The 17,654-nt window shown below is 34.2% G+C and carries 19 protein-coding genes and 5 tRNA genes; 23 read left to right on the top strand and 1 reads right to left on the bottom strand.

Features of this window, described 5'->3' with window-relative positions; all coding sequences use genetic code 11:
- The 10 genes from argF to CVS93_RS03205 all read left to right on the top strand — a co-directional run bounded on the left by argF (position 1) and on the right by CVS93_RS03205 (position 11,922).
- The gene (gene argF, locus CVS93_RS03250; RefSeq protein ID WP_087576830.1) at positions 1–918 is read left to right on the top strand and encodes an ornithine carbamoyltransferase; all 918 of its coding nucleotides are present in this window, start codon (positions 1–3) and stop codon (positions 916–918) included.
- Complete coding sequence (locus CVS93_RS03245; protein WP_084040706.1) at positions 915–1,400, top strand: DUF2603 domain-containing protein; 486 nt, start codon at positions 915–917, stop codon at positions 1,398–1,400. Before argF ends, CVS93_RS03245 begins: the two co-directional genes overlap by 4 nt.
- Positions 1,393–2,754, top strand: coding sequence for an oxygen-independent coproporphyrinogen III oxidase (hemN, locus tag CVS93_RS03240; RefSeq protein ID WP_107686552.1), 1,362 nt, complete (start codon positions 1,393–1,395; stop codon positions 2,752–2,754). Before CVS93_RS03245 ends, hemN begins: the two co-directional genes overlap by 8 nt.
- A 115-nt stretch (positions 2,755–2,869) precedes the next feature.
- Complete coding sequence (locus CVS93_RS03235) at positions 2,870–4,540, top strand: TolC family protein (RefSeq protein ID WP_107686551.1); 1,671 nt, start codon at positions 2,870–2,872, stop codon at positions 4,538–4,540.
- 20 nt (positions 4,541–4,560) lie between these two features.
- A complete protein-coding gene (locus CVS93_RS03230) occupies positions 4,561–5,217 on the top strand; it encodes a transglutaminase-like cysteine peptidase (RefSeq protein WP_054196396.1) in 657 nt (218 codons plus the stop codon).
- Entirely contained in the window at positions 5,214–7,163 is a 1,950-nt protein-coding gene (locus CVS93_RS03225; protein WP_107686550.1) for a LapD/MoxY N-terminal periplasmic domain-containing protein, read from the top strand. The genes CVS93_RS03230 and CVS93_RS03225 overlap by 4 nt, the downstream gene beginning before the upstream one ends.
- A 3-nt stretch (positions 7,164–7,166) precedes the next feature.
- Positions 7,167–9,305: a type I secretion system permease/ATPase gene (locus CVS93_RS03220; protein ID WP_084040698.1), complete on the top strand. Its 2,139-nt coding sequence runs from the start codon at positions 7,167–7,169 to the stop codon at positions 9,303–9,305.
- Between the two features lie 2 nt (positions 9,306–9,307).
- Positions 9,308–10,774 carry an HlyD family type I secretion periplasmic adaptor subunit gene (locus CVS93_RS03215; RefSeq protein ID WP_107686549.1) on the top strand — a complete coding sequence of 489 codons (1,467 nt, stop codon included), beginning with the start codon at positions 9,308–9,310 and terminating at the stop codon, positions 10,772–10,774.
- Complete coding sequence (locus CVS93_RS03210; protein WP_107686548.1) at positions 10,774–11,265, top strand: DUF5416 family protein; 492 nt, start codon at positions 10,774–10,776, stop codon at positions 11,263–11,265. The genes CVS93_RS03215 and CVS93_RS03210 overlap by 1 nt, the downstream gene beginning before the upstream one ends.
- Positions 11,266–11,283: 18 nt before the next feature.
- Positions 11,284–11,922, top strand: a complete 639-nt coding sequence (locus CVS93_RS03205; RefSeq protein WP_107686547.1) for a response regulator transcription factor — start codon at positions 11,284–11,286, stop codon at positions 11,920–11,922.
- Between the two features lie 207 nt (positions 11,923–12,129).
- Here the strand turns inward: CVS93_RS03205 and CVS93_RS03200 are convergent, their stop codons facing one another.
- Positions 12,130–12,378 (bottom strand): hypothetical protein, encoded by a 249-nt coding sequence (locus tag CVS93_RS03200; RefSeq protein WP_021090800.1) that lies wholly within the window; start codon positions 12,376–12,378, stop codon positions 12,130–12,132.
- A 237-nt stretch (positions 12,379–12,615) separates the two neighbouring features.
- Between CVS93_RS03200 and CVS93_RS03195 the strand changes: the two genes are divergently transcribed.
- From CVS93_RS03195 to rplL, 13 genes are all read left to right on the top strand, one after another.
- A tRNA-Thr gene (locus tag CVS93_RS03195) sits at positions 12,616–12,691 on the top strand.
- Between the two features lie 53 nt (positions 12,692–12,744).
- A tRNA-Tyr gene (locus CVS93_RS03190) sits at positions 12,745–12,829 on the top strand.
- 7 nt (positions 12,830–12,836) lie between these two features.
- Positions 12,837–12,913, top strand: a tRNA-Gly gene (locus tag CVS93_RS03185).
- Between the two features lie 126 nt (positions 12,914–13,039).
- A tRNA-Thr gene (locus CVS93_RS03180) sits at positions 13,040–13,114 on the top strand.
- A 75-nt stretch (positions 13,115–13,189) separates the two neighbouring features.
- The gene (gene tuf / locus CVS93_RS03175) at positions 13,190–14,389 is read left to right on the top strand and encodes an elongation factor Tu (RefSeq protein ID WP_021090663.1); all 1,200 of its coding nucleotides are present in this window, start codon (positions 13,190–13,192) and stop codon (positions 14,387–14,389) included.
- A gap of 56 nt (positions 14,390–14,445) precedes the next feature.
- Positions 14,446–14,604, top strand: coding sequence for a 50S ribosomal protein L33 (rpmG, locus tag CVS93_RS03170; protein ID WP_035167196.1), 159 nt, complete (start codon positions 14,446–14,448; stop codon positions 14,602–14,604).
- Positions 14,605–14,617: 13 nt separating this feature from the next.
- Positions 14,618–14,693, top strand: a tRNA-Trp gene (locus tag CVS93_RS03165).
- 17 nt (positions 14,694–14,710) lie between these two features.
- The gene (gene secE / locus CVS93_RS03160) at positions 14,711–14,890 is read left to right on the top strand and encodes a preprotein translocase subunit SecE (RefSeq protein WP_035167317.1); all 180 of its coding nucleotides are present in this window, start codon (positions 14,711–14,713) and stop codon (positions 14,888–14,890) included.
- A gap of 16 nt (positions 14,891–14,906) precedes the next feature.
- On the top strand, positions 14,907–15,437 hold the full coding sequence (gene nusG / locus CVS93_RS03155) for a transcription termination/antitermination protein NusG (RefSeq protein WP_021090793.1): 531 nt from the start codon (positions 14,907–14,909) through the stop codon (positions 15,435–15,437).
- A gap of 10 nt (positions 15,438–15,447) precedes the next feature.
- On the top strand, positions 15,448–15,873 hold the full coding sequence (gene rplK, locus CVS93_RS03150) for a 50S ribosomal protein L11 (protein WP_021091067.1): 426 nt from the start codon (positions 15,448–15,450) through the stop codon (positions 15,871–15,873).
- Positions 15,874–15,932: 59 nt separating this feature from the next.
- Positions 15,933–16,634 (top strand): 50S ribosomal protein L1, encoded by a 702-nt coding sequence (gene rplA / locus CVS93_RS03145; protein WP_107686546.1) that lies wholly within the window; start codon positions 15,933–15,935, stop codon positions 16,632–16,634.
- 105 nt (positions 16,635–16,739) lie between these two features.
- Positions 16,740–17,225 carry a 50S ribosomal protein L10 gene (rplJ, locus tag CVS93_RS03140; RefSeq protein ID WP_021090459.1) on the top strand — a complete coding sequence of 162 codons (486 nt, stop codon included), beginning with the start codon at positions 16,740–16,742 and terminating at the stop codon, positions 17,223–17,225.
- Positions 17,226–17,254: 29 nt separating this feature from the next.
- A complete protein-coding gene (gene rplL, locus CVS93_RS03135; RefSeq protein ID WP_021090592.1) occupies positions 17,255–17,635 on the top strand; it encodes a 50S ribosomal protein L7/L12 in 381 nt (126 codons plus the stop codon).
- The last annotated feature ends 19 nt before the right edge of the window (positions 17,636–17,654 follow it).

Here is a 17,654-nt window from a genome sequence, read left to right as displayed (position 1 = left end):
ATGAGGCACTTTTTGACGCTAAACGACTTTAGTAAAGATGAGATCGAACAGATGATAAATTTAGCCCGTAAGATCAAAAAAGAGGCGAAGGCTAGAGAATTTAAGCCATATCTTAAAGATCAAAAGCTTGCGATGATATTTGAAAAAAGCTCAACTAGAACTAGGGTAAGCTTTGATGTAGGCATGCATGAGCTTGGCGGATATGCGCTATTTTTAAGTAAAAATGATATACAAATAGGCCGTGGCGAGCCAATCCGTGACACTGCCAGAGTGATAAGCAGGATGTGTGACATGGCTATGCTAAGGGTCGATAAACACGAGACGCTAGAAGAATTTGCTAAATTTTCAAGCGTGCCAGTGATAAACGGCTTAAGCGATAAATTTCACCCAGTGCAGCTAATGGCGGATTATCTTACGATGCTTGAATTTAGCGCAGGTGAAAAGGTCGCATACGTAGGAGATGGCAACAACATGACTCACTCGTGGCTCATGCTAGCAAGTAAGCTAGGACTTGAGCTAAGAGTAGCCACGCCAAAAGGCTACGAAGTGGATGCAGAAATTTTAAAGATGGCTAATGAAAACGCAAAAATTTCAGGTGCAAAAATTTTTATCACAAATGATATAAAAGAAGCGGTAAATGGTGCCGATGTAGTGACTACAGATACTTGGGTATCGATGGGGCAAGAGGCTGAGAAAGAAAAGAGGCTAAAAGACTTTGCTGGATACTGCGTGGATGAAAATTTGATGAGCTTAGCTAAAAAAGATGCGATATTTTTGCACTGCTTGCCAGCTTATAGAGGCTACGAGGTGAGCGAGGCAGTTTTTGAGAAGCACGCGGATGAAATTTTTAGCGAGGCTGAAAACAGACTCCATGCCCAAAAAGGCGTGATGGTCTGGCTGGATGAGAGAAGAAGATGAGCAAAGAGAAAAATATATATGATGAGATAGATGAGATCGGTAATAACCTTGGGCTGAGTAGCCCTGAAAAAACGATCTTTGAGATAGTTTCAACCAAAAATCCAAATGAGCATATTTTAAATTTAAAAAGTGGCTCTTGGGACTCGAAAGAACCATGGTTTGGCATTGATGAAAATCAAAATTTACACACAGTAATCTCTGTAAAATCGCTTTCGGCTTTGATCGAGGCCTTAAAAGAGTCGCAAAAAGAAAATTTTGATCTAAGGCTCGAAAAGACGATCTGGCAAAACATTCCAGTTGATTTTAGCGATGTTTGGGTGGTTGCTATGGATGAGATAAAAAAGATCGCAAGCGATAAAAAAAGTAGACAATTTAATATTGATCTTGACAAGCTGGTAAAAAATATCAAAAAAGAGCACCCAAATTTATTTGTAGACATAAAAGAGGTGATTCAAATGGCAAGGAGTAGGGCAGATGATTGATTTTAGTGCTTATGTGAAGTATTCAAGGCCAGGGCCAAGATATACTAGCTATCCGACAGCACCAGAGTTTAGTGATAAATTTAGCTATGAAGCTTATATAAAAGAGCTTGAAAATCGTGATCTCAATCGACCGCTTTCGCTTTATTTACACTTGCCATTTTGCAGGAGTGCTTGTTATTTTTGCGGCTGTAACGTCATTTACACTAGCAAAGAGGACCGCAAAGAGAGATATATAAGATATATAGAAAAAGAGCTTGAAATTTTAGCTCGCCACCTGGACACTAGCGCCGAGGTTTTACAGATGCACTTTGGTGGCGGTACACCAACATTTTATAATGCTACTCAGCTTGATGAGATCATCAAATTTATCAAAGCTAAATTTAAAAATTTCTCAAAAGAGGCTGAGATAAGTTGTGAGATAGATCCGAGATTTTTGACAAATGAGCAGCTTGATGTGCTCATATCTCATGGTTTTAACCGCATAAGCTACGGCGTGCAAGATTTTGATGAAAAGGTGCAAAAAGAAATTCATAGAATTCAGCCTTATGAGATCACCCAAAATGCTGTAAAAATGGCTAGGCAAAAGGGCATAAAATCAATCAATATGGACCTGATCTACGGTCTACCGTATCAAAGCCTAGAGAGCTTTAAAAAGACGCTTGAGCTAGCCCTCACACTTGATCCTGATAGGCTTGCAGTCTTTAACTACGCTCATGTTCCATGGATAAAAAAGTCAATGCGTAAATTTGATGAAACCACATTGCCAAATCCAGAAGTGAAGCTTGAAATTTTAAAATTTACAGCTGAGTTTTTAACTAAAAATGGCTATAAAATGATCGGAATGGATCATTTTGCAAAGCCAAACGATGAGCTTTTTGGTGCTTTGGCAAATGGTACTTTGCATAGAAATTTTCAGGGCTACACGACAAAAGGTGGCGCTGACTTGATTGGTATTGGAGTGACTAGCATAGGTGAATGCAAAAGACACTACGCACAAAATCATAAAGATATGGATGAGTACGAAAAAGCAATTGATAGCGGAAAGCTGCCATACGCAAAGGGAATTTATCTAAGCGATGAAGATCTGCTTAGAAAGAGTGTTATTATGAACTTAATGAGTAATTTTGGGCTTGATATCAAAGCCATCGAGAATGAATTCCATATAAATTTCTTTGAACACTTTAAGGAAGAGCTTGAGGAGCTTAAAAATTTAAGCGAATTTGTCAATGTTACAGTAGATAAAATCAGCGTAAATGAAACTGGAACACTGATAATACGAAATATTGCAATGTGTTTTGATGAATATCTAAAGAAAATTCCCGAGAATTTAAGGCGTTTTTCTAAAACTATATAAAAATTATTTTTTTGTCATAAGATATTTAAAATACGTTTAATATTTCTTGGTGTATAATTCGTGTCAAAATTTAAGTATAGACTTAATGATAAAAAAAGGTAAAAGGATCTTAGTTATGAAAAAGATGTTAGCAATTAGTGCTTTGGCAGCAACTGTACTGTCAGCTCAAGATGTTCCTTATAGGATTTTTCTAGCTTCATTTGCACAAGATGATAATCAGGCTAGAATCGACAGTGCTATTAATAAAGTTAATAGTAAAATTTCTGATAGTAGGCTGACCACAGGTATCTATGAGGTTGGTGGACGAAAATTTTTATATGTTGACACAGTTCCAGTTTCTGAAAATGAAGCTAATGAATTATTGACTAAAGTTCAAAATGAGTCAGGATATAAAGATGCTTTAATGAGAGCAAAAGTACCTGTAGCTGATACTCAAATAACAAAAAAATCTAATATAGAACAAGCTATATCAACTGAAGTAAAACCAGTAGCACAAGTTGATGATGGAGTTTTGACTTTAGATCAAGTTATAAAGACTATTTTAAATGAAAATCCAAGCTTAAAAGCTACAGAATTTAACTATCTACAAGTTGGCAAAGATCTAAAAATAGCAAAAAATGCCTATTATCCAACACTTGACGCTGCTGCTAGAGTGGGATATGAGAAAAAACGCCTTGATGATGGAGTTTCTACAAGAAGAGGAGATGGAAGAATTTCTGGCACATCTCTAACCTTGGTTGAAAATTTATACAATGGTGGTGCTGATAAAAATAGAATAAATTCTCAAAGTGCAAGGCTTGATTCAGCTGCTTATTCAGTAGCACAAGCTGCAGATAGACTTACATTAAATGCTACAAATGCTTACTTGCAAGTTCTTCAAACTAAAAGAATTTTAGACATTGAAGAAGAAAACGTAAAGAGTCATGAGGAGATTTATAGCCAAATTAAAGATAGAGCAAGATCAGGTTATGGTGTAGCTTCTGAAGAGAGACAAGCTGGATCACGCTATACTCTAGCTCAATCAAACTATACAGCCGCTAAAAATAACTATGAAGATGCACTTTCTACATTTGAGAAATTGTATGGGAAAAAAGTTGCAGCTAAAAATTTAGTAATGCCTGAGTTTGGCCTTCCTTTGCCTAGCACAAAAGAAGCTGTTTATAATAAAGCAATTCTTTGCAACCCATCACTTTTAGTTCAAAAATCAAATATTGCTATGGCAGAGTCAGTTGTGAAAGAGAAAAATGCGCTATTCTTGCCAAAGCTAGATCTTGTCGTATCTGGTACATATGATCATTCAAATGTTTTATATGATAATTATGAAGAACAAACATTTGACGCACTTTTGAGACTAAACTATAACCTTTACAATAAAGGCAATGATAAACTAGATAAAGAAAAAAGCCAACTTGCTGTTCAACAAGAGCAACAAACTTTGGATAATCTTGTAAGAGAGCTTAAAGAATCTTTGGAATTTTCATGGCAAAATTATGTTCTTAACCAAGAGAAAATGGGATACTTAAATCAACACGTTGAATATGCTAAAGCTACACTTGACGCTTATCAGGATGAGTTTAGAATCGGTCGTCGTGATCTTATAAACTTGCTTGATGCTGAAAATGAATATAACTCTGCATTAAAAGAGATCGCTACAACTGAGACAGCACTATCTTATGCAAAATACAGACTATTAGATAATATGGGAATGATCTCAGATAGCTTTGAACCAGGTTTTGCAAAGAGATACATTCAAGGTGCTTGCAGCATTCAAAACGATTTAAGATAAAAATGTAAAAAGTAATGACCATGAGGGTCAAGACAAATTTTTGGACGCTTATTGTAAGCGTCCTTTTTTTATTATTAGCAAGTGCTATTGGAGATTTTATAAAATCAACAACTATAGCAAAGGTAGCTAAAATTTATGGAGAAGATGCAAGAAGAAGGGCTTCTGCTCTAAATTCTTTAATGACTTCATTGCAAGATGCAACGGAACAAGAGAAGTTAATAAAAGTAAATGACTTTTTTAACTCTTTTAGATGGGTTGATGATATGCAGCTTTGGCACAAAAAGGATTATTGGGCTACTAGAATGGAATTTATAGGAAAAGGTGCTGGTGACTGCGAAGACTACGTTATCGCAAAATATTTTACACTAAAGCAGCTAGGAATTCCAACTCAAAAATTATACTTCACATATGTTAAAGCCTTAAGATACAATCAAGCTCATATGGTTTTAGCATATTACGATACACCAAAATCTATTCCATTAATTTTAGATAACATAAATGGTAAAATAAAAATCGCAACTCAAAGAACAGACCTTGTTCCGGTTTATAGTTTTAATGGTGATTCGCTATACTTGGCAAAACAAGAAGGTCTTGGTCAAGCAATACCAGGTGGAAATAAAAAACAAAATCCTAAGTGGATGGAACTAATAGATAGGATAGGAAAAGAGGATTTATGACGCTATTTAAACAAATTATGATCGCCGTGATAACTTTTGGTATCATGATTTTTATGGCTGTTGGCTACTTAAATTTTAAGAGCCTAAATGGATATATTAATGACCAGCTTGGTGAAAACGCAAGACATACAGCAAATTCGCTTGGACTTGCTTTAAAGCCTATTATCGATCCAGATGACATGTCCTTGGCTCAAACAATGATAAATTCTATGTTTGACAGCGGTAGATACAAGCTTATCAAGCTTGAAGATGTTGATGGCAAGGTTCTTATTGAAAATTCTCAACAAACTGTTGTTAAAGATATTCCTGAATGGTTTTACAAAATAGCCAAGTTTGAAGCGCCAATAGCAGATAGCGAGATTATGACTGGTTGGGCAAAATTTGGCACGCTTTATGTTCAAGGCAGCACTGCACTTGCCTACAATGAGCTTTATACTAACTCAAAAAATATTTTTAATTTTCTTCTTCTAATGATAATTGTCACTCTTGTGGTGGCATATTTCGCTCTAAAAGCTATTTTTAGGCCGCTTATGAAGGTTCAAGATCAGGCTGAGGCCATACTTGATAATAAATTTATTATTCAGAAAAGAATTCCATTTACAGCCGATCTTAAAAAAATGGTTCTAGCTATGAACTCTATGGTTAGCAAGGTAAAAGACATTTTTGAGAGAGAAGCAGCCACGCTTAGTAAATATCAAGAGCTTTTATATAAAGATACAATGAGTGGTGCTAATAACAGAAGATTTTTTCAAACTAAATTTAGTGAGTATCTAGCTAGTGAAGAATATTCAAGTGGCGTTGCTTTACTTGCTAGTTTTAAAGATCTAATAAATTTAAAAAGTACGCTTGGCTTTGAAAAATGGCAAAGTGTTGTAATGAAAATAGCTCAAATTTTACAAGAAAAATCAATCCATAATGATAAAAATGCGATTGTTGCAAGACTTAACGATAATGATTTTATTGTGCTTTCGTATGGTAGAAATTCGTCAAATTTCTTGGCTCTATGTGATGAAATTATGAATGAGTTTAAAAAGCTTTATGTAAATTTTGCGCTAAATGATAGCGAGTATCCAGTAAATGCTGCGATAGTTGAGTATTCACCAAATACTGATATCAAGACACTTCTTACTTCAGCTGACGTTACATTGGCTAGCTCAAGACTTGCTGGAAGCTTTACATATAAGGTATTTAATGAAAATCAAAATACTTTAGTGATTGGTAAAGAGAAGTATAAAGAGCTTATTTTTGACTCAATAAAAGAAGATGAATTTAAATTTGCAGCTCAAAAAGTGATTGATCTTAATTCAAATTTTGAGCAGTATGAGCTTTATTTGAGACTTGTTGATAAAGATGGCGTATGGCGTATGGCCTCATATTTCATGCCGATGGTTAATGAGCTAAATTTAGGTGCAATGCTTGATCTTTATATCTTAAATAGGGTAGCCAGAATTTTACCGGAGAATATCTTACCAAGCGGTAATTTAGCCATAAATTTGGGAAAAGAGATATTAAATTCAGATGAAAATTTTTCAAAACTCGAAGCTACACTTAAAAAGATAAGTCAAATTTCAAAATATAAAAACTATATAGAAATTCCAAATAAAGACGATATTAGCATAGAAAGTATAGTTAAGCTTACTAAAAAATTAAAAGAACTTGGCTTTGGATTTGGTTTTGACCACTTCGAGCTTAACGCAAAAGGTATCGAGAAACTAAAAGAATTTAACCCTGATTATGTAAAAATTCAGTCAAATGTCTTGATTGACTTCTTAAGTGATAAGTCAGGTGTAAACACAAAACAATCACTTGATGTTGTTTTAAGTTCAAAAGACATTATTTTGATCGCAACCGGTGTTGAAAGCGAAGAGCAGAAGAAAAAGTTAATCGATCTTGGCATTAAAAATATGCAAGGAATTTATATAGATGAAATTAAGAACATTGGATGATAGATGCATAGTGATAAGATAAAAGATGAGCTGCTTCAATGTTTGGTTATTTTTACCAAGCTTCATAATAATCCATACAGCGCTGATGCTTTAACTATTGGCTTGCCAGTAAAAGATGGCGATGAAATTGAGCTTTTTTCACTTAAAAGCTCAAGGTCTTTATTTTCTCGTGCTGCTTCTCGTGCTGGTTTTGCTTCTACCCTTGTAAGAAAAGATCTTGAACAAATCTCTCCTTTAGTTTTACCTTGCATTTTAATGCTTAGAGGTAAAAAAGCTTGCATCTTGCAATCTTTTAGTAAAGATAAAAAGACAGCAAATATCATAACTCCAGAACTTTCAACTGGTACTAGCACGATAGAAATAAGTAAATTAAAAGAAGAATATTTAGGCTATGCATACTATTTAAAGCGCGAGTTTGTTCCAGAGGATACTAGCTCAACAAAGCTAATTGATGCGGGCAATGACCACTGGTTTTGGGGAACTCTAAAACGTTCAAAAAAGATTTATTTTGATGTTGTTCTTGCAAGTTTTATTATAAATTTATTTGTTCTTGCTAGTCCGCTTTTTACGATGAATGTATATGACCGTGTCGTGCCAAATAATGCGGTTGAAACACTTTGGGTCTTAGCACTTGGTGTAAGTGTAGTTTATGGTATAGATCTTTTTTTAAAATTTGTAAGATCATATTTCCTTGAGATTGCTGGCAAAAAGAGTGACATCATAATGAGCTCTATTTTATTTGAGCGAGTTATGGATATGAAATTTAGCAATAAACCAAAATCTGTTGGCTCATTTGCTAGTAATCTAAAAGAGTTTGATACGGTTAGAAATTTCTTCTCATCAGCTTCATTGGCAGCCATTGTCGATCTTCCATTTGCGATCATTTTCTTGATAGTTACTTATTTTATAGGAAGTTATATCGTACTTGTGCCAATTGTTATTATGATAGCTATTTTATGTTATACATTTTTTATAAAAGATCCACTTCAAAATGCTATTAAAAGTACATTTGAGGCTTCGGCTATAAAAAATGGAATTTTAATAGAGAGCCTTAGTAGTCTTGAGACTATCAAAACTCTTGGTGCTAGTGGCCATATACAATGGAACTGGGAAGAGGCAACTGGTGAGATAGCAAATAGAAGCATTAAATCAAAAATTATCACAACTTCGATAACGACTGTTACATCTTTTTTAGTGCAATTAAATACTATTGCCATCATCGTTCTTGGCGTCTATATGATACAAGATACGCATCTTACAATGGGTGGTCTTATCGCTGCGGTTATGCTTAGCTCTCGTGCTATCGCTCCTATGGGACAGGTGGCTTCACTAGCTGCAAATTTTGAGCAGACAAAAACAGCCTATCAAAGTCTTAGTAAGATTATGCAAATGCCTGTTGAAAGGCCAGAAGGTAAAAAATTTGTTAGAAGAAATTCTTTTGATGGAAAGATCGAATTTAAAAATGTAAGCTTTACATATCCAGATACCACAAAAGGTTCGCTTGATAGGATAAATTTTGTTATTCAGCCAGGTGAAAAAGTTGGCATTATAGGCAAAAATGGCTCTGGAAAAACTACTTTACAAAAGCTTATTTTGGGACTTTACTCACCAACTGAAGGCTCAGTGCTAATCGATGGTATTGATATTAATCAAATCGATCCAGCCGATCTTAGGCGAAATATCGGCTATGTTCCGCAAGATGTTGTGCTCTTTAAAGGAACGGTTAGAGAAAATATTGTTCAAAAAGCACCATATGTTGATGATATTCAGATTATAAAAGCAGCTAAAGTAAGCGGAGTTGATGAATATGTAAATGCTCATCCGCTTGGATTTGATATGCCAGTTTTTGAAAGAGGCGATGGCATAAGTGGTGGACAGCGTCAAAGCATAGCTGTGGCTAGGGCATTTTTATTGGATAGTCCTATTATTTTGCTTGATGAGCCAACGAATTCTCTTGATAATACAGTTGAAAATAAATTAAAAATAAATTTAAAGACAAATACAGCAAATAAAACGATGCTGCTTGTTACGCATAGGACGTCGATGCTAGATCTTGTTGATAGACTTATAGTTATGGACAATGGCAAAATTTTATTGGACGGACCAAGAGATGAAGTTTTAGCAAGACTTAGTGGGAAGTGATCATGCAAGAAGATATCAAGAATAAACAAAATGAAAATCCAAAAACTGAAAAAAGATTAATTTCTGAAAATAGCATAAAAGAACAAGAGGAAGCTAGTAATAAAATTTTAAATAGCGTAGATGATATAAAGTCTAATCTTCAAACAAAAAATTATGATGCTTATGATTTGAAATTTATGTCAAGTCTTTCTGAGGCTGTTTTGGCTAAAGCTCCATCAACATCTAAAAAGATACTCTATACAGTTGCTATAACTATGTTTTGGCTTCTTGTTTGGGCCTCTTGGGCACAAATAGATGAGATCACAAGAGGTAGTGGTAAGATCATCCCGTCTGGAAAAAACCAAGCGATACAAAATCTTGAAGGCGGTATAGTCGATCAAATTTTTGTAAAAGAGGGTGATGAAGTCAAGAAAGATCAAATTTTAATAAGGCTAGATAATAAAAATTTTACGAGTAGTTATGGTGAGTCAAAACTAAGACTTGATGAACTTCAAGCAAAATTTATGAGACTTGATGCTGAGGCGAATGATAAGGAATTTGACTATGACGAAGCTAGAGATGCGAATAATAGTAAAGCCATAAGATATGAGCTAAGTTTGCATAATTCAAATATCGATCACTTAAATGAGCAAATAGGAATTCTAACAGAGCAGATCCATCAACGCCAAAGTGAGCTAAATGAGCTTAGAAATAAAATTTCTCAAACTCAAAATAGCTACAACCTTGTTTTAAAAGAAAAAGCTATCATGGAGCCTATCTTTAAAAAAGGTCTTGTTAGCGAGGTCGAGTATATCCAGCTTCAAAGACGCGTAAATGACCTAAAAGGCGAGCTTGACGCATCTGTGCTTGCCGTGCCAAGGGTCGAATCGACCATAAAAGAGGCAAAAAATAAGATCGAAGAAGCAAAACTTGCATTTAAAAATAATGCAAAAAAAGAGCTAAATGAAGTTTCAGCAGAGATCGCAAGGATAAATGAATCACAAATCAGTCTAAGCGATAGAGTAGAAAGAACATATGTAAGATCTCCAGTAAATGGTATTGTCAGCAAAATGATGGTTCATACCGTATCAGGAGTTATCAAGCCTGGTGAAAATATTGCCGAGATCGTTCCTCTTGAGGATAAATTGGTTGCTGAAGTAAAAGTAAAGCCAGCTGATGTTGCATTTTTGAGGCCTGGGCTTGATACGATGGTTAAATTTACGGCCTATGATTTTAGTATTTACGGTGGTTTAAAAGGCAAAGTAACGCAGATTAGTGCCGATACAGAGACTAATGAAAAAACTGGCGAGAGCTATTATTTGGTCAGGATAGAAACTGAGAAAAATTATCTTGGTAGCGAAGAAAAGCCACTTAGGATAAAAGTTGGTATGATAGTCTCAGCTGATATCATTACCGGCAAAAAGACAATACTTGATTATTTATTAAAGCCTATTTTAAAGGCAAAACAAAATGCCTTAACGGAGAGGTAATGGGCAAGATCGCTTTTTATGATAAGAAATTTGGTGAATACGATATTGAAAAATTTCAAAATTTACAAAATTTCTATCTCATAAAAGATGATCATTGCTGCGATATAGTTAATGATGAAATTGAACGATTTAAATTTAGTGATTGTGAAATAGATTTTTTACAATTAGTAGATGTTGCTAGTAGACATAAAAAACTATTTGAAAGTATAAAAATTCAAGATGATATAGTAAGAAGCATTAAAATTTTAATAAAAGGCTTTGACCAGAGTTTGGATAAATTTGACTTTGATCCTGGAATTTTAAATTTAAATACTCCTTATAAATATGCTATATCACAAGATTTTTTTGAAATGACTATTTTTTTAGAAGAAAAATCCTCAGTGGTTACTAAATTTTTCTCATCAATAGATTACAAGATATACAAAAATGGCGAAAGTCGTCATATAGAATTCTTTATAAATAGTAAAAAAATTTATGAAAGAATCATATAAATAATCCAAGGAAAGGTAATGCAAGTTATTTTATTTACACAAAATAGTGCATTAAACAATATTTGGAGAAGCTATTTTACTGGCAATAGCGATGTGAAATTTATACATAATAGAAAAGAGTTTTTTTCTCATATAAATGATGATATTGATATTATAGGCATTGATATTGATGTTTTTAAAGATAATATTGATGATGTTATAAAAAATATAATTGGAAATTCCCCAAATATAAAAATACTCATACTCTCAAATAGGCCAACGATAAACGAAGGCAAGCATCTGCTTACGCTTGGAATCAAGGGCTATGCAAATTCTCACATGCGAAAGACACACTTTGAAGATGCTTTTGAAGCTATTTTTAATGGAAATATATGGCTTTACCAAGAATTTGTTCAGGCAATGATTAGTGAGCTAACCGGCTCATATATTAATAGCGAAAGTGAAAAGGTAGACAAAAAGGCTGATCTCTCTGAGCTTAGTTCAAGGGAAAGAGAAATTGCAGATTTAATCTATCAGGGTCTAACAAATAATGAAATTTCAGAAAAAACAGGTATTACACTAAGAACAGTCAAAGCACATACAAGCTCGATTTATAGTAAGCTAAATGTAAAGGATAGAATAGGGCTTGTGCTTTTAATGAAGCAACTTGATTCATAAAATCTTGATTTATTTTTTTAAAAATTAAGATTATTCTTCAAAAACTATAAATTTTTTCTATATACGCCCACAAGAAATACATACACAACTTTTACTGGCTAAAGAATACAATAAATATAAAATTTTCAAATAAAAAATGATTTGCTAAAATCTTAAATAAAAAATTCTAGCAAATTTATTAATAGCCGAGATAAGAAACCAGAAACTTTAGTCTTCCAAATCAATATCTACTTTTTCAACATTTGTTATGATGTCTTTTGTATTTTTTTCGATATCGTGTTTATTTTTTTCAATAAGTGATCTATTTTGTCCAATCAAATCCCTATTTTCTTTAATACCATCACTATTTTGTTCAATTAATTTGCTAAGGGTTGATATTCTTTTCTCGTAACGTATCATTAGAAAATAAATTACATAAATTAGTAATAAAATTATCGCCCAAGGTAAAAATTGCATATTAAGTCCTTATATATTTTTTTGTAATTATAGAAATTTTAGCTTTTAAAAAAAATAAAACCATAAAAATTATACATATTTCATAAAAGCTTAATGATGTATTATGGATTTAAATCTAATAAAAATTTGTATTCTTAAATGGCTGTATTTTATGATTTTAATTTTTATGAAAATTTTTTAATTTTCCCTTGACTTTTACATTGTTTTGATATATAATTGCCACTTCACAAAACAGGTGCTGGTGTAGCTCAGTTGGTAGAGCTACTGCCTTGTAAGCAGTGGGTCGGCGGTTCAAGTCCGTTCACCAGCTCCATTTTTGTAACAGTGTTTGACCAGAAAATACCAAAATAGTTTATTAATGTTTAAGGTGAGATACTCAAGCGGCCAACGAGGGCAGACTGTAAATCTGCTGACTATGTCTTCCGTGGTTCGAATCCACGTCTCACCACCATTGTTATGCGGGAGTAGCTCAGTTGGCTAGAGCATCAGCCTTCCAAGCTGAGGGTCGCGGGTTCGAGCCCCGTTTCCCGCTCCAAAATTTGGGAAAATAAACTGGGAGCTGTATCTAGATTTTGCTAAACACAGTTATTCCTTACTTTATTTTCAAAATTTTTAGTTGTTTGTATTATTTAATTGGAATCATCTCTGCCAAGCGTTTTTCGCTCATATGGCTCAGAGGTAGAGCACTTCCTTGGTAAGGAAGAGGTCGCGGGTTCAAGTCCCGCTATGAGCTCCACTGGTTAATATGATTTTATTATGATTATACAAATTTGGTAAGAAAAAAAGACATATATCACATACGGAGGAAAAGATGGCTAAAGAAAAATTTTCACGTAACAAGCCGCACGTAAACATAGGTACTATTGGTCACGTAGATCATGGTAAAACTACATTAACAGCTGCAATATCTGCTGTTCTTTCACGCAAAGGACTTGCTGAGCTAAAAGATTATGATAATATTGATAATGCTCCAGAAGAAAAAGAGCGTGGTATTACAATTGCTACTTCACATATTGAGTACGAGACAGAGAAACGCCACTATGCCCACGTTGACTGCCCTGGTCACGCCGACTATGTAAAAAATATGATTACAGGTGCTGCACAAATGGATGGAGCTATTCTGGTTGTTTCTGCAGCTGATGGTCCAATGCCACAAACTAGAGAGCATATTTTATTATCACGCCAAGTTGGTGTTCCATACATTGTTGTTTTCATGAACAAAGCTGATATGGTTGATGATGCAGAGCTACTTGAATTGGTTGAAATGGAAATCCGTGAATTACTTAATGAGTATAATTTCCCAGGTGATGATACACCTATTGTTTCTGGTTCAGCACTTAAAGCTCTTGAAGAGGCAAAAGCTGGTCAAGATGGCGAATGGTCAGCAAAAATTATGGAATTAATGGATGCAGTTGATAGCTATATTCCAACTCCAGTTCGTGCAACAGATAAAGACCTTCTTATGCCAATCGAAGATGTTTTTTCGATTTCAGGTCGTGGTACAGTTGTAACTGGTAGAATCGAAAAAGGTGTTATAAAAGTTGGTGATACAATTGAGATTGTTGGTATTAAGCCAACTCAAACAACAACAGTTACTGGTGTTGAAATGTTTAGAAAAGAGATGGATCAAGGCGAAGCCGGTGATAATGTCGGCGTTCTTCTCCGTGGTACCAAAAAAGAGGACGTTGAGCGTGGTATGGTTCTTTGCAAGCCTAAATCAATTACCCCTCATACAAAATTTGAAGGCGAAGTCTATATCTTGACAAAAGAAGAAGGTGGTCGCCATACTCCTTTCTTTAATAACTATAGACCACAATTCTACGTAAGAACAACTGATGTTACTGGTTCAATTACGCTCCCAGAAGGAACAGAGATGGTTATGCCAGGTGATAATGTAAGAATTTCTGTTGAATTGATTGCTCCAGTAGCACTTGAGGAAGGTACTCGTTTTGCTATCCGTGAAGGTGGTAGGACTGTTGGTTCAGGTGTTGTTTCAAAAATACTTGGTTAATTTATAAAAATTTGTCAAAGGGAGGATATCCCTTTGATATCTTAATAAGGACTTATATGAGAATTAAAATTGGTTTAAAATGCTCTGAAAGTGGTGATATAAATTATACAACAACTAAAAATAGTAAAACTACTACGGATAAAGTTGAACTTAAAAAGTATTGCCCAAGATTAAAAAAACATACTATTCATAAAGAAGTTAAATTAAAAAGTTAATTAAGAAGCTATTAGGGCAATAGCTCCAACGGTAGAGCGCTGGATTCCAAATCCAATGGTTGGGGGTTCGAATCCCTCTTGCCCTGCCACGACTAAGGTTAAGATTATGGAAAAAATTATAAATTATATTAGGCTTTCTAAATTGGAAATAATGAAGGTTATTTATCCCACAAAAGAACAAATTAGAAATGCTTTTTTTGCAGTTTTTATCGTAGTTGCTGTTGTATCACTTTTTTTAGCTCTTGTTGATGTTATTATGTCCTTTGTTTTATCTAAAGTTATATGATATAAGGAAAGAAGTAATGTCACATAAATGGTATGCTATACAGACTTACGCTGGAAGCGAAATGGCAGTAAAAAGAGGAATTGAAAACTTAGTAAAAGATCATGGAATAGAAGATCAACTAAAAGAAATTATAGTTCCTACAGAAGACGTAATAGAAATAAAAAATGGTAAGCAAAAAATCAACGAAAGAACTCTTTACCCAGGTTATGCTTTTGCGTGCTTAGATCTTGATACGGCTCTTTGGCACAGGATTCAATCTTTGCCAAAAGTTGGACGTTTTATTGGTGAGGCTAAAAAACCTACGCCATTATCTGAAAAAGATATAAATACTATTTTGGAAAAAGTTCAAAAAAGGGCTGCACCAAAACCTAAGATATTCTTTGAGGATGGTGAGAGTGTTCGTATAACAGAAGGTCCTTTTGCTAACTTTACAGGTATTGTTGAAGAATATGACATGATACATGGCAAACTTAGACTTAATGTTTCTATTTTTGGTAGAAGTACCCCTGTTGATATTTTGTATTCACAAGTTGAGAAGATAATTTAAGGAGCAAGAAATGGCTAAAAAAGTTATAGGTGAAATAAAATTACAAATTGCTGCAACAAAAGCAAATCCTAGTCCACCAGTTGGTCCAGCTCTTGGACAAAAAGGTGTTAATATTATGGAATTTTGTAAAGCCTTTAATGAAAGAACAAAAGATATGGTTGGGTTTAATATTCCAGTTGTTATAACTGTTTATGCTGATAAAAGTTTTACATTTATCACAAAACAGCCTCCTGCTACAGATCTTATTAAAAAGGCTGCAGGTATAACAAAAGGAACTGATAATCCTTTAAAAAATAAAGTAGGCAAATTAACAAAAGCTCAAGTTCTAGAAATAGTTGAGAAAAAACTTGTTGATTTGAATACAAATGATAAAGAGCAAGCAGCCAAGATTATTGCTGGCTCAGCTCGCTCAATGGGTGTCGAAGTAGTAGACTAAAGCCTTTACCGTCAGGTTGATTAGCAAAAGACGGAAGCAATATATATGCGGAGAAATTTATGGGAAAAACTAGCAAGAGATTTCAAGAATTGCTCAAAAAAGTAGAGCAAGATAAAATTTATAACCTTAGCGAGGCTATTGATACAGTTAAAACTCTGGCTTCTGCTAAATTTAATGAAACGGTTGAGATTGCATTAAAATTAAATGTTGATCCAAGACATGCTGATCAAATGGTTCGTGGCTCAGTCGTTTTGCCGGCCGGTACAGGTAAAACTGTAAGAGTTGCTGTTATTGCTAAAGATGCTAAAGCTGATGAGGCAAAAGCAGCTGGTGCTGATATTGTTGGCGCAGATGATTTGGTCGAAGATATTCAAAAAGGTATAATAAATTTTGATGTTCTTATAGCTACTCCAAATTTAATGGGTCTTGTAGGTAAGGTCGGTAGAATTTTAGGACCAAAAGGATTAATGCCAAACCCAAAAACTGGCACAGTTACAATGGATGTTGCACAAGCTGTTAATAATGCAAAAAGCGGTCAAGTAAATTTTCGTGTTGATAAGCAAGGAAATATACATGCAGGTCTTGGTAAAGTTAATTTTACTAAAGAACAATTAAATGAAAATATTTCAACATTTATTAAAGCGATCAATAAACATAAGCCTGCAACCGCAAAGGGTAGATATGTTAAAAATGCTTCGTTGTCTTTGACAATGAGTCCATCTATAGCTCTTGATACTCAAGAAGTTATGGACTTAAAATAAAACTAAAAATTAAAATTTATATCTTAGATTGGAGATAGCCGAGGCCATTGGGCTTAATTGATTCGACCCGCTCTGCTTGAAATTACCGGTCGGAAAGGAGAAAAAGTGACACGTAACGAAAAAACTGAAGTTGTTGCAAAATTAGAGAGTGAATTTAAAACTGCTGAAGCTATTGTAGTTTGTGACTATCGTGGCCTTTCAGTAAAGAAACTTGAAGTTTTAAGAAATTCTGCTAAAGAACAAAATGTAAAAGTTCAAGTTATTAAAAATACTCTTGCAAATATTGCTCTTAAAAATTCTGATAAAGTCGGAATGGAACTCAAAGATACAAATATATATCTTTGGAGTGAAGATCAATTAGCAGTAACTAAAGTAGCCGCAAAATTTGAAGAGTCTAATGCTGATCTTTTCAAAATAAAAACAGCTTATATTGATGGCGAAGTTGCTAGCGTTGATAAAGTTAAAGCTCTATCTAAAATGCCTAGCCGTGATGAGCTTATTGCGATGCTTTTACAAGTTTGGAATGCGCCAATTCAAAATTTCACAATTGGTTTGAATGCGCTTAAAGAGAAAAAAGAACAATCAGCTTAATTAAAATTAAAAAATAATAAGGATTAAAAATGGCAATTACTAAAGAAGATGTATTAGAGTTTATATCTAATCTTTCTGTACTTGAGCTTAGTGAACTTGTAAAAGAGTTCGAAGAGAAATTTGGTGTTAGCGCTGCTCCTGTAATGGTAGCAGGTGGTGCTGTTGCAGCAGGTGGTGCAGCAGCTGCAGCAGAGGAAAAAACAGAATTTAACATTGTTTTGGTTGATTCTGGTGATAAGAAAATCAACGTTATTAAAGTTGTTAGAGCGCTTACTGGTCTTGGTCTTAAAGAAGCTAAAGACGCAGTTGAGGGAACACCATCTGTTCTTAAAGAAGGTGTTAGCAAAGATGAGGCTGAGGCAGCTAAAAAAGAGCTTGAAGAAGCTGGTGCTAAGGTTGAACTTAAATAATTTTTTATTATTTGAGCTT

It is taken from the genome of Campylobacter concisus (genome assembly GCF_003048535.1).
In the GTDB taxonomy this organism is placed as follows: domain Bacteria; phylum Campylobacterota; class Campylobacteria; order Campylobacterales; family Campylobacteraceae; genus Campylobacter_A; species Campylobacter_A concisus_S.
The sequence above is the reverse complement of the archived record's forward strand: the minus strand, read 5'-3'. Positions and strand labels throughout refer to the sequence as shown.

Coding starts and splice junctions, on each gene's coding strand:
- argF (WP_087576830.1), top strand. CDS start 1: ATGAGGCACTTTTTGACGCTAAACGACTTTAGTAAAGATGAGATCGAA.
- CVS93_RS03245 (WP_084040706.1), top strand. CDS start 915: ATGAGCAAAGAGAAAAATATATATGATGAGATAGATGAGATCGGTAAT.
- hemN (WP_107686552.1), top strand. CDS start 1,393: ATGATTGATTTTAGTGCTTATGTGAAGTATTCAAGGCCAGGGCCAAGA.
- CVS93_RS03235 (WP_107686551.1), top strand. CDS start 2,870: ATGAAAAAGATGTTAGCAATTAGTGCTTTGGCAGCAACTGTACTGTCA.
- CVS93_RS03230 (WP_054196396.1), top strand. CDS start 4,561: ATGAGGGTCAAGACAAATTTTTGGACGCTTATTGTAAGCGTCCTTTTT.
- CVS93_RS03225 (WP_107686550.1), top strand. CDS start 5,214: ATGACGCTATTTAAACAAATTATGATCGCCGTGATAACTTTTGGTATC.
- CVS93_RS03220 (WP_084040698.1), top strand. CDS start 7,167: ATGCATAGTGATAAGATAAAAGATGAGCTGCTTCAATGTTTGGTTATT.
- CVS93_RS03215 (WP_107686549.1), top strand. CDS start 9,308: ATGCAAGAAGATATCAAGAATAAACAAAATGAAAATCCAAAAACTGAA.
- CVS93_RS03210 (WP_107686548.1), top strand. CDS start 10,774: ATGGGCAAGATCGCTTTTTATGATAAGAAATTTGGTGAATACGATATT.
- CVS93_RS03205 (WP_107686547.1), top strand. CDS start 11,284: ATGCAAGTTATTTTATTTACACAAAATAGTGCATTAAACAATATTTGG.
- CVS93_RS03200 (WP_021090800.1), bottom strand. CDS start 12,378: ATGCAATTTTTACCTTGGGCGATAATTTTATTACTAATTTATGTAATT.
- tuf (WP_021090663.1), top strand. CDS start 13,190: ATGGCTAAAGAAAAATTTTCACGTAACAAGCCGCACGTAAACATAGGT.
- rpmG (WP_035167196.1), top strand. CDS start 14,446: ATGAGAATTAAAATTGGTTTAAAATGCTCTGAAAGTGGTGATATAAAT.
- secE (WP_035167317.1), top strand. CDS start 14,711: ATGGAAAAAATTATAAATTATATTAGGCTTTCTAAATTGGAAATAATG.
- nusG (WP_021090793.1), top strand. CDS start 14,907: ATGTCACATAAATGGTATGCTATACAGACTTACGCTGGAAGCGAAATG.
- rplK (WP_021091067.1), top strand. CDS start 15,448: ATGGCTAAAAAAGTTATAGGTGAAATAAAATTACAAATTGCTGCAACA.
- rplA (WP_107686546.1), top strand. CDS start 15,933: ATGGGAAAAACTAGCAAGAGATTTCAAGAATTGCTCAAAAAAGTAGAG.
- rplL (WP_021090592.1), top strand. CDS start 17,255: ATGGCAATTACTAAAGAAGATGTATTAGAGTTTATATCTAATCTTTCT.